This is a genomic window from Acinetobacter sp. YH01022, from assembly GCF_013420235.1.
Lineage (GTDB): Bacteria > Pseudomonadota > Gammaproteobacteria > Pseudomonadales > Moraxellaceae > Acinetobacter.
The window spans coordinates 42,579-57,317 of the sequence record NZ_VOYP01000023.1; the positions used below are offsets into that span (position 1 = coordinate 42,579).

Below are 14,739 nucleotides of genomic sequence, written 5' to 3' on the forward strand. Positions count from 1 at the left end.
GTGAAACAATAAATGATATCCAGCTCCAGTTTGCTAAATTGAATTTTCCCCAGCAACTCCCTATAGTGTCTGTAAAAATTGAAACATAGGAAAATGAATGATGCGCATGCTGCATACCATGTTACGAGTAGGCAATCTAGAACAATCTTTAAAGTTTTATACTGAAGTACTCGGTATGACTTTACTTCGTAAACGTGATTATGAAGAAGGTCGATTCACTCTGGCTTTTGTCGGCTATGGTGATGAAGAAAACCATACCGTACTGGAATTGACGCATAACTGGGACACAGAAAGTTATGAGCTGGGCAATGGCTATGGCCATATTGCGATTGCGGTCGATGATGCCTATAAAGCCTGTGAAGAGATCAAGGCACGTGGTGGTAAGGTGGTGCGTGAAGCTGGTCCAATGAAGGGTGGTGTTACCGTGATCGCTTTTGTTGAAGATCCAGACGGCTATAAAATCGAGCTAATTCAGCAAGATGTTAATGCCAGAAATAACTAACAGACTTCTTTGCTCATTATTGACACTCTTTTTATTTTTTCTCCCATAAGGATAAATAAAAGGAATTGATGACAGAAGTCTCATCATAAAGTGATATAGATAAACTAAATATTCAACATTGAGTTGAAACACTGGCTTTATTTATTCAGCCCAGTAAGATGAAACTTTACCGCAAGGTAAAATCACTTATTGGGTTTTTTATTGGCTGTCATTTACAGGACGTAATAATGTTAAAACTGTTGGCATTGGACCGCTTTACCATTTTGCTGGTAGTGATGGTAATTTTGGCCAGTATAGCTCCAGTAGCAGGCGGAGCTGCAGATGTTTTTGGAATTTTAACCAGCATTGCCATTGCAATCCTGTTTTTTTTACATGGAGCAAAACTGTCCCGAGAAGCGGTGATGCAAGGCATCATGCACTGGAAGTTTCATGTGGTGGTTTTTGTATTTACTTTTGCATTATTTCCTATCCTTGGATTACTTGCACAACCCATTCTGTTACCTCTATTAGGTAAGGAACTGTATTGGGGCTTCCTGTTTATGTGCTTCTTGCCCTCTACCGTGCAATCTTCCATTGCGTTTACTTCGGTAGCAAAAGGTAATGTCGCCAGTGCAGTGTGTAGTGCTTCATTTTCCAATATCGTTGGTATGTTTATTACCCCGGTATTGGTCAGTTTCTTTATTCTAGGTCAGTCACAGCATGGTTTTGATCCAACTTCCTCGATTGTTCAAATCACCTTGTTATTACTGGTGCCGTTTATTTTAGGGCAAATCCTGCGACCATATGTTTATCCTTTGATGCTGAAAAAGCCAGGTATAGTTAAAGCCTTTGATCAGGGCACTATTTTAATGGTGGTGTATGGGGCATTTAGTGGGGCAGTAGTTGCCGGTTTGTGGCAAGAAGTGAGCTGGCAGACGTTGCTGATTTTGACCGTATCCTGTTCAGTATTCTTGACTATCATCATGCTACTGGCTTTATATCTTCCAAAATGGCTGGGTTTTAACCGGGAAGATCAAATTGCCATGTTCTTTTGCAGTTCAAAAAAAACATTGGCTAGTGGAGTGCCGATGGCACAAATTTTATTTATTGGCCAGTCTTTGGGTATGATTGTTTTGCCGATTATGATTTTTCATCAAATTCAGCTTATGGTCTGTGGAGTCATTGCCAACTACTGGTCAAAACATCCTGTAGATGAGTTTAAAGAGATAGAAGAGGGTAAAGAATAATTCGCTATCTGTTATTTTTTCCCGTATAATTGCGCCCACTTGTTGTGCTTAGCCCTGACGGTATCCGTCTCGGTGGGCCAAAAGAATGGTCTGTTGTGGTGTTGGTCTGGCTTTTTCCTGGATCAAGCTTATTCCTCATGAATCATGAGAGTGATCAATTGCGATGACAGCATAAGCCTTTCTTAACTTAGGAGTAATCGACGATGCGCGCCGATATTCACCCAAAATATGAAAAATTAGTTGCTACTTGTTCATGTGGTAACGTAATCGAAACTCGTTCAGCGCTTGGTAAAGAAACAATTTACCTAGACGTATGTTCAGCATGCCACCCATTCTATACTGGTAAACAAAAGAATGTGGACACTGGCGGCCGTATCGACAAATTCAAACAACGTTTTGCAGGTATGTCACGTTCTATCAAACGTTAATACCCAAAATGAAAAAAACGGGCTTCTTGCCCGTTTTTTATGTCCGTTATTTCATCAATGACTCAATTACAGACCTTGTACAAGACCTATTGGTCTTGTACATCAATCAAATGATCCAGTTTTTTCTGGAAATAATCGCCCTGAATAAAACGAGCATCCACGTTCCATGCGTTTGCAAACAGAGTCATGTCATTGAGATCGCGCAGCATGATTTCGCTAGCTTTAATTTCCTGGAAGGCACTCAGCTTTTCCTGTAATTCTTGCGTCGATTTTTCTGTTTGCAGCATTTTGGTCAAATTCTGATGTAAAGTTAAACAATTTACATCAAGTTGACGTAGCATCGACTCGCTATAAATGCTATTACCAAAGTCTCTGAGGGAAACTTCAGCGCCAAATTGACGTAACTGGGCAATATACTTTTGAGCATCTGAGATATTTTGACTAATATCTTCTTCTGAAAATTGTAAAACTAATGGATGCTTCAATTTACTGCGGACAATGGTAATGAGTTTGGAAATGAATTCAGGGAAGCTTCGGTCGTGTAATAGTACAGCTTTATTCAAATTCACAATCAATTTTGCTTCAGGATATTGAGTAATGAAATTATGCAGTTGTTTACATGATTCCACTAATATCCAGCGATCCAGTTTAATGGATAACTCAGGATCGTCTGCAAGTTCTCTTAAGCCAGCCAGATCTTTCCAGGCATTTTCATAAATAAAACCGCTGGTGACTTCATAAGTATATAAATTAGTGTCTTGCTTATCGTAGAGCTGTTGATATTTAAGGTGAATTTCACCGCGATCCAAGCTTTGTTGCAAGGCTCTGAGTAGGGTTGCTTCAGGTGAACTAGGTACTGCCTTAATTTCGGGTTGCTGTAGCTCAATGCTTGGAATGTTTAAGGGTGTTTCTAATTCAAGTGCAGGAGTCGGCTGATTTTCCGGTAAAGCAGTCTTGTAAGCTGTAGCAATAAATTGTTCAAAATGTTTTTCATCACGTATTTCAGTATCGAGCAGTGTATAGCCAATTCTGAGATTCAGCGGATAGGATGTGTGATCAATGGACAATAATTGCGGTTTAGTTAATGAACTTAAACCGATCAGTTTGGACTCTAATTTGGCTTTAGATTCGGCTTGGAACAAGCCCACATAAATACCAAAACTTGTTTGAAATAATGGAGCATGAGTTTGCTCTTTTAAAAAATCCTTGATATTAGTGGAATAATTTTTGAGTGTATCCCACTCCTCTTTAAAAATATTATCAGGACAAGAAGCCAGGGAAAATACCACGAGGGCATTAATATCTGAAGGTTGTTGAGTGATGGTACGATTAATCAGCTGATAGGTATTGGACTTTGGAGCATCGGCTGTTGTAGATGTAGGCTGAACTGATGGTGAAGATTCAATATCAATCGTAATTTGTACGGCATCTTCTTCATTCGTAGAAGGTAAAAACTCAACTTTAAGCGGGTTTGGAACAGATATTTGATGATTTAAGCTGTTGATTTCAAAACGCCCTAAATCAAACTGACCTTGTGAAATTTTTTTAAAACGTAACTTAAAATCATTTAAATCTTTAGGCTGAAGTAGGTCGAGTAAGGGAAGTCCAACAATCTGATCTTCATTATTAAGCCCAAAAAGTGTTAAATATTCAGGGTTTGCCTGGACATGAATACCTTCCTGAATCAGTGCAATGGCTTTGTTGCTCTCTTGAACTAAAGACTGGGCCTGGGTTTGAGCTGTTTCTAGCTCTTCCATTAAATGTTGTTGTGTCAGCAGCAAACGACTGAGTGAAAGGGCACGTAAAAGACCAATATAAAAACGATCTGGATAATCCAGATTAAGAATGTCATAAATCCCTTTACGAATATAACCTGCGTATTGATCGGCCTGATAATCATCAGGTTTGAGCAGGATCATTGGAAGGTTTGGTTGCTTGGACAGGCGGATTAAGCTTAACGCCTGTTCATATTTTAAGTCATAAGCACGACCAAAAATAACCAGATCCCAAGTGTGATGTAATTGCTTTTCGAAGTTTTGTAAATCATCCAGCAAGGTTGCATGTACTAAATGTTCACTGGATGTTAAAAGGTCACGAATTTGGTTAAAACGTATTTGATTATCATCGATAATGAGTAAACGTGTTTCAGTACGTTTTAACTTTTTAGACAATAATGGATTTCTCACTTTAATGCTTCCCATAAATCGTGATTCTTGACTTCATTCGTTTGCTTATTAATAAAGTTGTTGATCAAGTTTTCTTGTTGCTCATTCAGTAATTCGAACTCAAAACGGATAAAACTTTGTGTAATGATTTGTGCTTTGGTGAGATAAATTTTTATTTCTTCTCGTCCCAAGCGTAAATGAATAGTTTGTTTTTCCCTAAACATATGTGAACCAGACACGATCAGGCTGGTGGATACCTCATCAACTTGGCTAGACTGAACGATCAGGGCAGGCTGGTAATTATTGCTATGACGATCTGTTTTGATCATGACAGCACAAGGGAATAAATCTTGTGCCAAGACTTCTAGTCCCAGTTCCAGGCTTTTGGCTGTTGACTGCTTGATCCAGCGGATCACACCGCCACGCCATGGGCTATGGGTATTTTCCTGAATTAAAATAAATTCACCAGTTTTCAAATTCGAAGGTGCAGAGCCATTCCATTTAATTCTGTAACCATTGACACTGATGTCCAGAACTTCTGCAGAATAAATCTGTTTGGCTTCACGATCTAAAGTTTTTGCTGTGGTAATTTCGGCCGGGATATTCGAATTCATCGAATTAATAAAGCTGCTTTCATTATGGAATTGATAATTGATATCTAAATCCAGAGTTTCATGAAAGTTTTTGCCATTAGAGAGGTAAAAGTGTGCCACCAAAAGACTAAAACAGATTTGTAATTGTGCAGAATATTCATAACGTTCATGAAGGCGTTCAGTATTACTGGTAAGCAGGTTGTGAATATGAAAGTGCAGTGCCGGGGTTAAAAATAGCTTTTCATTACGTGATAAATAACCAGACTTTTTGGTTCGGGTTTCAGAAAGATGATCTAATAAATTTTGTGTGGAAATATAGATAGTCGGTTTGTAAAGACTGGCCTGATTGATATTAAAAACAGGTGGATAGTCTTTATTGATATCGACAATATAGCGAGAAAGCGAAGTTTCTTTGGGTAATACATGAACCAGTTTGGCCCAGTCAAAACTGCATAAATATAAGCCCTGCATTTCAGAAGGCCGAATTTGATGAGTATTCAGAATTTCCAGCAATACCAGTTGTGAATAAGCCTGAGCAACGGTTTGTAAAGGATGCTGCGTGTCTAAAATCTGATTGATATTGGTTTGATAAAAATTATTTTTAATTGCACATTCAATCAGCTGATGTGCAATTAACCATTGTCCAAATAAAGGCGTGCTATAGAGCAAATGTTGTTGATAAAGCAATAAAGACAATTGCTGCAAAGCATAATAAGTAGAAACAATTCTGGCCGTTTGCAAACTCTTCTTTTGGTTGAATGCAAATAGAGAAAACTTTTGCATGCTGAGCTGGGTGTTGCAGCGTTTTGAAATATCGATATAAATTTTGGCAAAATGACTACGTAGAAGCATCGCTAGCTCAATGATCTGGTCGCTGCGGTCATTGCTCATCAGCCCCTGATTGAAAAAATGCTTTTCCAGGCTGCCTAAAACATTATCCAGGGTAGGATGCAGGATTTGAATCAAGTCAAAACGCAACATTTCCGGACATTTAAGTTCTGATATTTCCAGCAAGGCATTGAAAAGTTCTTTGGACGAACTCCCCAATTGAAGAATGGATAAATTGCATACCCAGTCTTGTAAGCCTTTTGCATTGGTTGGGCAGAAGCTTAATTTTTCCAACTTTAACTCTGTTGGTGTTTGGAAGATATCTGAATTACTCATAAGCATCGTTATTATTAACTCAAAAAGTTGAAACCCCAAAAAGCGGTGTTTTATTTTTTTCGCCCGCTATTTCCCTAACGAGTTTAGGAACCAAATATCCCGGCAGGTTCTCTAAAACCTCTTTATATATCAGATTAATTTCTTCAGGACTTAAGTCAAAATGATGGGCACCTTTTACTTTGTCTAATACGTGTAAATAGTATGGCATCACGCCCGCTTCAAACAGGCGATAACTTAAATCCACTAACAGCTGCGCAGAATTATTAACCCCTTTTAATAAAACTGCCTGATTCAGCACGGTAATTTGATGTTGAACCAACGCTGAAAGTTTGGAACAGGTAAACTCGTCCAGCTCAGCGGCATGATTTGAGTGTACCACTAGAATAATGCGCAGCCTACTGTTTTTTAATAAGGAAATCAGCTCTTCATCGACACGGTTGGGGATTACGATCGGAACCCGTGAATGAATTCTCAAAAATTTAATTTGCGGCATGGACTCAAGACGTTCAATCCACAGGGCAAGTTTTCGATTTGACAGGGTAAGCGGGTCGCCACCGCTCAAAATAACTTCGTTTATATCTGGTTGATTTTGAATATATTGTTTAATATTTAACCAATCTTCATTTTTTGGCAGGTTTTCCTGGTAGGGAAAATGACGGCGGAAACAGTAACGACAATGAACTGCACATGCCCCAGTTAAGGTGAGTAAAAAACGCGATTTATATTTATGTAATACGCCTGGCTGTTGATTCGCCTGTTCCTCACCTAAAGGATCGGTTACAAAACCAGGATGATCTTCAAGTTCCAGATGATGGGGTAATACTTGTAACAGCAGAGGGTCAAGCGGGTTGCCAATGCTCATTTTTCCGACGAACGCACGGGGAACACGCAACTTAAACTTTTCAGAAGCTAGGATTGCCCCTGATAATAATTGATCAGGCGAGAGCTGAAGTGTTTCAAGCAACTCTAAAGGGTCCGTAATCAGGTCACTCAGTTGAGATTGCCAGTTTTGCTCTTGATACAAATAGTTTATCATGCCAGATGTTAAAAATAATGCTAGTCTAGCATTAATAGATTTAAGTTAGTAAGTTTGGAGCGAGCCTTTCATGGCCAATTATTCTACAAATGACTTTAAGCAAGGCCTTAAAGTAATGCTTGACGGCAACCCATGTTCAATCATGGAAAATGAATATGTAAAACCTGGTAAAGGTCAAGCATTCAACCGTGTAAAACTTCGTAACCTTAAAACAGGTAAAGTTTTAGAAAAAACTTTTAAATCGGGTGACTCTTTAGAAGCAGCGGACATCGTGGAAGTAGAAATGAACTACTTGTACAACGATGGTGAAATGTGGAACTTCATGGATCCTGAAACTTTTGAACAGATTACTGCAGACAAAACTGCAATGGGTGATGCTGCAAAATGGTTAAAAGACGATTCTAACGAACTTTGTACCATTATGTTATTCAATGGCGTTCCATTGACAGTAAGTGCACCAAACTTCGTCGTATTGAAAATCGTGGAAACTGATCCAGGCGTACGTGGCGATACTTCTGGCGGCGGCGGCAAACCGGCTAAACTCGAAACTGGTGCTGTTGTTCGTGTACCATTATTCGTACAGCAAGAAGAAAGTGTTCGTGTAGATACTCGTACGGGTGACTATTTAGAACGTGCATAATGGTTTTAAAATAGACTATTATCGAAAGGGATGATCAAAATCATCCCTTTTTTTATGCCAAAGTATTAGATGAAAAGCAAAATATGAGGAGTACAGTCGCAAGGGAAAAAACAGCAGTATACCGAACAATAAAAAATGAAGGCTGATTTATGCATTAGATATGAGGGCTTTACATGGAAACGATTCAACCGAAGTTATCAATAACTTCCAAAATAGTGTGGCTTCTGGTGGCAGTTCTAGGTGCGGTGTCCTTTGGGATACTTGCAATCAGCAGAGGTGAGCATGTCAATGCAGTTTGGCTGGTTTTAGCTGCCATCTGTGTCTATAGCATCGCTTATCGCTTCTATAGCTTATTTATTGCCAATAAAGTTTTTGAACTCAATGCCAGACGTTTAACCCCCGCTCATCGTCTGGCAGATGGTCTGGATTATGTGCCGACCAATAAATATGTCTTGTTTGGACACCACTTTGCAGCCATTGCCGGTGCCGGGCCTTTAGTCGGACCAATTCTTGCGGCACAAATGGGCTACCTGCCAGGAACCATCTGGTTGCTGGTCGGTGTTGTACTTGCAGGCGCTGTGCAGGATTTTTTAGTCCTGTTTATTTCGACCCGCCGTGATGGACGATCACTGGGTGAAATGGCAAAGCAGGAGCTTGGTTCTTTTGCCGGTATCATTGTGATGCTGGGTGCATTAGGCGTCATGATCATTATTCTTGCTGTGCTTGCCTTGGTGGTGGTAAAAGCCCTAACCAACAGTCCATGGGGTGTATTCACCATTTCAGCCACTATTCCAATCGCCTTGTTTATGGGCGTATATATGCGTTATATCCGTCCGGGAAAAATTGCCGAGGTTTCAATCATCGGTTTTGTGCTGATGATGCTGGCGATTGTCTATGGCGGTAATGTGGCAGCTGATCCGTACTGGGGGCCCATCTTTACCCTTTCAGGTACGCAGTTGACCTGGTGTCTGATCACTTATGGTTTCATTGCTTCTGCATTACCGGTCTGGTTGCTGCTCGCGCCACGTGATTACTTGTCTACCTTCTTGAAGATTGGCGTGATTGCCGGTCTGGCCGTGGGCATTATGGTGGCATTGCCTGAAATGAAAATGCCGGCGGTAACGCATTTCGTGGATGGTACAGGTCCTGTCTTTGCCGGTTCGATGTTCCCGTTCCTGTTCATTACCATTGCCTGCGGTGCCATTTCCGGTTTCCATGCCCTGGTTTCTTCAGGTACGACACCTAAACTGGTTAATAACGAAGTGGATATTCGTGTGATCGGTTATGGCGGCATGTTGATGGAATCGTTTGTTGCGGTTATGGCAATGATTTGCGCCACCATTCTTGAGCCTGGTGTATATTTCGCAATTAACGCACCTGCTGCGGTCCTCGGTACAACGGTGGAAAGTGCGGCAGAAGCGGTACGTACTTTAGGCTTTGTGGTGACACCTGAAGCCTTGACTCTGCTTGCTCAGGAAGTGGGTGAGAGTTCAATTCTATCGCGTACCGGTGGTGCCCCAACATTTGCCATTGGTATGGCGCACATTATTACGGAAATTTTCAATAACCGTTCCATGATGGCGTTCTGGTATCACTTTGCCATCCTGTTTGAAGCATTGTTTATTTTAACAGCGGTAGATGCCGGTACACGTGCTTGCCGTTTCATGGTTCAGGATACTGTCGGTATTGTAATTCCTGCGGTGAAACAATCGCACAATTTCTTTGGTAATTTGTTGGGTACCGCAGTCGCTGTTGCAGGCTGGGGTTTCTTCGTTTATCAAGGTGTGATTGATCCGCTCGGTGGAATTAACAGCTTATGGCCACTATTCGGTATTGGTAACCAAATGCTGGCGGCTATGGCACTGATTTTAGGCACAGTCATTCTGTTCAAAATGAAGAAAGAAAAATATGTTTGGATCACGATTGTTCCCACCATTTTCCTGTTCATTACCTGTATGACTGCTGGCTGGCAAAAAATCTTCCATGAAAATCCGAAAATTGGTTTTCTGGCACAGGCCAACCGTTTCTCTGATGCCATTGCTCGTGGAGAAATCTTAAAGCCAGCCAAAGACATTGCTGAAATGCAAACGATTGTGTTCTCCAATCAGATTAATGCAGTACTGTGCGGTTTCTTCATGATTGTGGCGGTGGTGATGCTGTTTGCTGCGATTGGTGTCATTCGCCGCGCATTGGCAAATCCAAATCCGACTGTGCATGAATCTGAAGCCATTTACAGTGATGAGATTAGCTCAAATGAAGTGGCAGGAGAGGTGAAATGAGTCTAAAAGATCAAATTCGTCAAAAACTGGCACTGGGCAAAATTATCAAGTTTACGGTATTGGCTCAACCAAAACAGTTTTTGATGCTAAATGGCATTAAAACCATTCAGCTCATTTGGCAACGCCTGCAGCAAAGCTTTCGCCTGATGGTGGGGGTGCCGGACTATCAGACCTATTTGGCGCATATGGCAAAACATCATGCCGATTTAACCCCCATGGATGCCAAAACATTTTACCGTCACTGTGTGGATTCACGTTATCCAAGCGCAGGCGGTGGAATGAAAAAATGTCCCTGCTAGCCTGAAGATATGTTTGTCTGAAATCTTCTGATTTATTTGGAAAAACAACAAAACGGTGTATGTTAATCATGCACCGTTTTTTATTGGGGAAAGAGTGTGATTTGGGGTATGAATAAAGTTCAAAAACAGGAACTCACGCTAGCACAACAAGAGCTGAATTTTCAGGTAGAATTTTTTGCTGAAAAAATTCAGGCATTCCTGACTCAAATCAATCGGATTATTTTGGATAAAGAGCAGCAAACCAAACTGGCTTTATGTTGTTTGCTATCCGGTGGACATGTGCTGTTTGAAGATTTGCCGGGGCTGGGTAAAACCACCTTGTCCAGTGCCTTGTCGCATATTGCCGGATTGAAGTTCCAGCGTATTCAGTTTACCAATGACATGCTTGCCAGTGATGTGATTGGGGTGAACATGTTTAACCAGAAAGAGCATCAGTTTGAGTTCAAGCAGGGACCTATTTTTACCCAAATTTTGCTGGCTGATGAAATTAACCGCTGTAGTCCAAAAACGCAAAGTGCTTTGCTGGAAGCGATGGAAGAAGGCCAGGTGACGGTAGATGGGGTACGTTATGATTTACCGCGACCTTTTTGGGTCATCGCTACGCAAAATCCGTTGTTTCAGAGTGGAACTTATAGTCTGCCCGAATCGCAGCTCGACCGTTTTTTGATGCGTTTGTCACTAGGCTATCCATCACGTTCTGCAGAAAAACTGCTATTACAGCAAGATTCCCGCTATGCCTTGATTTCAACCTTGCAACACGTCTTTAATGAAGAGGAAATTTTGACAATTCAGCAGCTAGTGACGCAAGTTTATATTGTCGATGCAGTGCTGGATTATCTACTGGATCTGGCTGCTGAGACCCGTAAAAGCCCGCATGGTTTATCGACCCGCGGATTATTAGCCTTGAAAAAAGCAGCTCAGGCGCACGCCTTTATTGAACAGCGTAGTTATGTGACTCCAGATGATGTGCAAGCGGTGTTTGCTGCCGTGGTGTCGCATCGTATTGGCCTAAGCGAAGCAGAAACCTTGCAGCTGATGCAGCAAGTCCAGATCAGCTAAAGGGTGATTGACTTGACTACACTTTTGACCCAGCCGTGGCACAAATGGTTAGCGAAACGCTTCCAGTTTAAAAAAATCAAACAGCTCTCGCAAAAAGACATTCTGATTTTTATCTATCAGCAGGGATACCTGTATCTGGTGTTGATTTTGCTGACGTTTATTGCCGGGGTAAATTATGCCAACAACCTGATTCTGGGTTTTTGCTTTCTGGTCAGTGCCATTTTATGTATCAGCTTTTATTTAACTTTTAAGCAGCTGCATGGGCTCAAGCTTGAGGTTTCAGTCAATGAAGTTGGGCAGGTGGGCCATCAACTGGATTTGCAACTCCATTTTCAGCAAGCGCAAAAGCAGCCGCGTTATTTGTGGGTTAAAACTAGCCAGCATTTGGAAAAAATATTCATTTCAGAATTGAAGCAAAACATGACCTTGTCATTTTTTACTGAAAAAAGAGGGAGGTTTGATTATCCAACCCTTCAGGTCTATTCAGTTTATCCTTTTGGGCTGGTGCGGGCCTGGACCTATTTTTACTTGAAAGAATATTCATGGGTGGCCCCTAAAGCGGCTTTTTATCCTGCAGAAAACAAGCAGCATCAGCACAGTTTTGAGCCGGATATGGATGAATTCCGTGAACTGCGTAATTTCAAGGCTGGAGATAGCTTGCAAGCGGTGTCATGGAAGCAGGCAGCACGTGGACAAGGTTTATATATCAAGGTATTTGAACAGCACAATGAGCAGCCGAATATTGAAATTCATTATCACAATATGCTGAGTACTCAGCATGAAGAAAAACTGAGCCTCATGATGGGCTTAATTGAACAATGTGAGCAAATGCAGTGTGCATATGCAGTTTTTTTACCGCAAGCTGAACTGGCTGCAGGTTTGGGTAACAGCCAGTTATTACAGGCCAAAAAACTTTTGGCGCAGGCTTAAATCATGATTGATACACAGATCAGAACCTCGATACTGATGACCCTGTTATTGATACTGATGGCACAGGTTATTTTTAATCCGCTGGTATTGAGCCTTATTTTTGCCCTAATTATCTTTTTTTTATTTTATAGCTTAAAAGATCAGTCCAAGGCTTTATCCAGAGTGTGGACCTTTGTGCTGACTTTAGTTGCTTTGGCTGCAATTTATTTTAACTATCAAACTTTTATTGGTATAGAAGCTGGCGTTGCCGTTTTATCTACTTTTTTATTTGCTAAGGCGCTGGAAAGCAAGAATAAACGTGATGTCATTATCCTGTTTAATTTTGCCATGTTTGTTAGTGCCAGTTCATTTTTATTTAGCCAGTCCATCTGGATGGCACTGATGGTGCTGCTCTGTTTACTCAGTTGCCTGATCGGCCTGTACCGTTTACAGACCCATGAATTTAGACAATTGCAAAATTCATCTGGTGCATGGCAAAGTGATGCCAAACATGTGGCTAAATTCCTGATTCTGGCTTTGCCTTTTTTTATCCTACTGTTTGTGTTTTTCCCGCGCTTGCCACCACTTTGGGCGATTCCGATCCCGGTACAAAAAAGTGTCACTGGGATGAGTGACAGCATGTCACCAGGGGATATTGCCGAGTTATCGCAGTCAAGCAGTCTGGCATTTCGAATTATTGGCGATATGAATCAATTACCAGACCGCAATGATTTATATTGGCGAGCGATGGTTTTAGACCAGTATGACGGTAAAACCTGGACCAGCAGTTTTGTCAATGAAAAACCGGTCGCAATTCAAAATCTAAAGAACGGAAAATACAGTTTTAATTATCAGTATTTAGCTGCTGATCCTCATGTGATGTGGGTGATGGGACTAGAACAATCGCGACCATTACAACAGAACTATCAGTTAAAACAGGATGGCCGTATTACGCCGGTACGACAAATTTTGCAGAATCAGCCGATTGTATTGCGATGGCTGGGCAATGCTCAGTCGCAAGAACAGACTTTATATAAAACAGGATTTTTGCAACAGATCAATACCAAAATTCCAGAGCACTTGGATGAGCAATCACGCCAGTTTGCATTTGAGATGTTCAAGCGGAGTGGACAGCAACCTGAACGTTATGTCAGCAATATTTTGCAGTGGTATAAAAATAATGGTTTTGCTTACACCTTGAATCCCGGCTTGCTGGGAGAAAACCGGATAGATGAATTTCTGTTTCAATCACGTCGTGGTTTTTGCGAACATTATGCCTCAAGTTTTGCTTTGCTTATGCGTTATGTCGGCATACCTGCACGTGTAGTAGTGGGTTATCAGGGTGGACAACTTGCCCCTGATCGAGCCAGCTGGGAGGTGCGACAGCTCGATGCACATGCATGGACCGAAGTTTTATTGCATGGAAAATGGCAAAGAATCGATCCTACAGCGATTATCGCGCCACAACGCATAGATGGGGGAATGCAAAATTATATTGAAAGTGATCGCAGTATCTTGGGCAATAAAGAACAGAAATGGAGATATCGCCAGTTTGCAGTGATGAAAAACCTGAGAATCTGGAGTGATTATGCGAGTTATCAATGGCAAAGCAAGGTGGTGGGCTATGATGCCGAAAAGCAGCAAGGCTGGTTGTCCACGCTGGGTATTAAAAATGCTTATGCCAGCAGTATCATCATGTTATTGAGTATTCTGCTGGTGGTGGCGGTTTATTTTATCTGGATTTTTTATCGAAGCAGTCGGTCGGTTTCAGCTTATGAGCGTGCCATTCAACAATTTTCTAAACAATTGGAATTCAACTTGCGCAAGCAGCCTGCAGAAACTTTTTATAGCTGGATGCTTCGTTTGGCTGAACGGGCAGAACAGGATCAGCAACAGATATTTACTCAAACAGCACAGCATTATCAGCAACAGCACTATTCTTTAATGCAAAATCACCAGCAAATAAAGCAATTTAGAAAAATGCTTAAAACATGTGCAAATACTTTAAAAAATAATAGAAAGCACTTGTCTTAAAAAATAAAAGTGAATATGATTCACAGCACTTAGGTGTATAGCTCAGTTGGTTAGAGCGCTACGTTGACATCGTAGAGGTCAGCAGTTCGAGTCTGCTTATACCTACCAATATTCTAAACGTTATGTTATAAGGGTTTTAAGCGAAATCAGTAGTTTAAAACCCTTTTTTGTTGTCTTAAATAAAGTCTACCCTTAACAGCACTATCTTTAAAATCGCTATTTTTTGCCGATAATGCCGTTAAATTTAGACCAAGATTAGACCAAGAATATAGAGTTATTGTAAGTTTTCGGCTTTTTTTGCACTAATTTGTTTTTTATTCTGCACTAAATAAATTGCAGTTATTCTGCACTAAATAAAAATCTAACGCTTCTCATCAAAGCATTAGATAAATATCAATTAAATTT

12 protein-coding genes and 1 tRNA gene are annotated in these 14,739 nt (G+C 40.9%); 10 read left to right on the forward strand and 3 right to left on the reverse strand.

Annotation, left to right across the window (positions count from 1 at the left end; genetic code table 11):
- Nucleotides 1-100: 100 nt before the first annotated feature.
- The 3 genes from gloA (at nt 101) to rpmE (ending at nt 2,156) form a co-directional block, all read left to right on the forward strand.
- Nucleotides 101-502, forward strand: coding sequence for a lactoylglutathione lyase (gene gloA / locus FTT87_RS09850; protein WP_166166964.1), 402 nt, complete (start codon nt 101-103; stop codon nt 500-502).
- Nucleotides 503-729: 227 nt separating this feature from the next.
- Nucleotides 730-1,728: a bile acid:sodium symporter family protein gene (locus tag FTT87_RS09855; RefSeq protein WP_180174799.1), complete on the forward strand. Its 999-nt coding sequence runs from the start codon at nt 730-732 to the stop codon at nt 1,726-1,728.
- A 203-nt stretch (nt 1,729-1,931) separates the two neighbouring features.
- Nucleotides 1,932-2,156, forward strand: coding sequence for a 50S ribosomal protein L31 (gene rpmE / locus FTT87_RS09860; RefSeq protein WP_001200845.1), 225 nt, complete (start codon nt 1,932-1,934; stop codon nt 2,154-2,156).
- Between the two features lie 86 nt (nt 2,157-2,242).
- Here rpmE and FTT87_RS09865 read toward each other — a convergent pair whose 3' ends face one another.
- From FTT87_RS09865 to epmB, 3 genes are read right to left on the reverse strand one after another with little or no spacing between them, the layout of a single operon-like run.
- Entirely contained in the window at nt 2,243-4,357 is a 2,115-nt protein-coding gene (locus FTT87_RS09865) for an EAL domain-containing protein (protein ID WP_180174800.1), read from the reverse strand.
- Entirely contained in the window at nt 4,339-6,084 is a 1,746-nt protein-coding gene (locus tag FTT87_RS09870) for a GTPase (protein ID WP_180174801.1), read from the reverse strand. Before FTT87_RS09870 ends, FTT87_RS09865 begins: the two co-directional genes overlap by 19 nt.
- 13 nt (nt 6,085-6,097) lie before the next feature.
- The gene (gene epmB, locus FTT87_RS09875; RefSeq protein WP_180043295.1) at nt 6,098-7,114 is read right to left on the reverse strand and encodes an EF-P beta-lysylation protein EpmB; all 1,017 of its coding nucleotides are present in this window, start codon (nt 7,112-7,114) and stop codon (nt 6,098-6,100) included.
- A gap of 70 nt (nt 7,115-7,184) precedes the next feature.
- Here epmB and efp point away from each other — a divergent pair, with 70 nt between their 5' ends.
- The 7 genes from efp to FTT87_RS09910 all read left to right on the forward strand — a co-directional run bounded on the left by efp (nt 7,185) and on the right by FTT87_RS09910 (nt 14,442).
- Complete coding sequence (efp, locus tag FTT87_RS09880; protein ID WP_086195645.1) at nt 7,185-7,754, forward strand: elongation factor P; 570 nt, start codon at nt 7,185-7,187, stop codon at nt 7,752-7,754.
- Between the two features lie 173 nt (nt 7,755-7,927).
- Nucleotides 7,928-10,033 carry a carbon starvation CstA family protein gene (locus tag FTT87_RS09885; RefSeq protein WP_086195644.1) on the forward strand — a complete coding sequence of 702 codons (2,106 nt, stop codon included), beginning with the start codon at nt 7,928-7,930 and terminating at the stop codon, nt 10,031-10,033.
- On the forward strand, nt 10,030-10,332 hold the full coding sequence (locus FTT87_RS09890) for a YbdD/YjiX family protein (protein WP_180043297.1): 303 nt from the start codon (nt 10,030-10,032) through the stop codon (nt 10,330-10,332). The genes FTT87_RS09885 and FTT87_RS09890 overlap by 4 nt, the downstream gene beginning before the upstream one ends.
- A gap of 96 nt (nt 10,333-10,428) precedes the next feature.
- Entirely contained in the window at nt 10,429-11,391 is a 963-nt protein-coding gene (locus FTT87_RS09895) for an AAA family ATPase (protein WP_373423514.1), read from the forward strand.
- A gap of 24 nt (nt 11,392-11,415) precedes the next feature.
- Nucleotides 11,416-12,321, forward strand: a complete 906-nt coding sequence (locus tag FTT87_RS09900) for a DUF58 domain-containing protein (protein WP_180174803.1) — start codon at nt 11,416-11,418, stop codon at nt 12,319-12,321.
- 3 nt (nt 12,322-12,324) lie between these two features.
- Nucleotides 12,325-14,334, forward strand: a complete 2,010-nt coding sequence (locus FTT87_RS09905) for a DUF3488 and transglutaminase-like domain-containing protein (RefSeq protein ID WP_180043301.1) — start codon at nt 12,325-12,327, stop codon at nt 14,332-14,334.
- Nucleotides 14,335-14,365: 31 nt separating this feature from the next.
- A tRNA-Val gene (locus FTT87_RS09910) sits at nt 14,366-14,442 on the forward strand.
- Nucleotides 14,443-14,739: the final 297 nt, after the last annotated feature.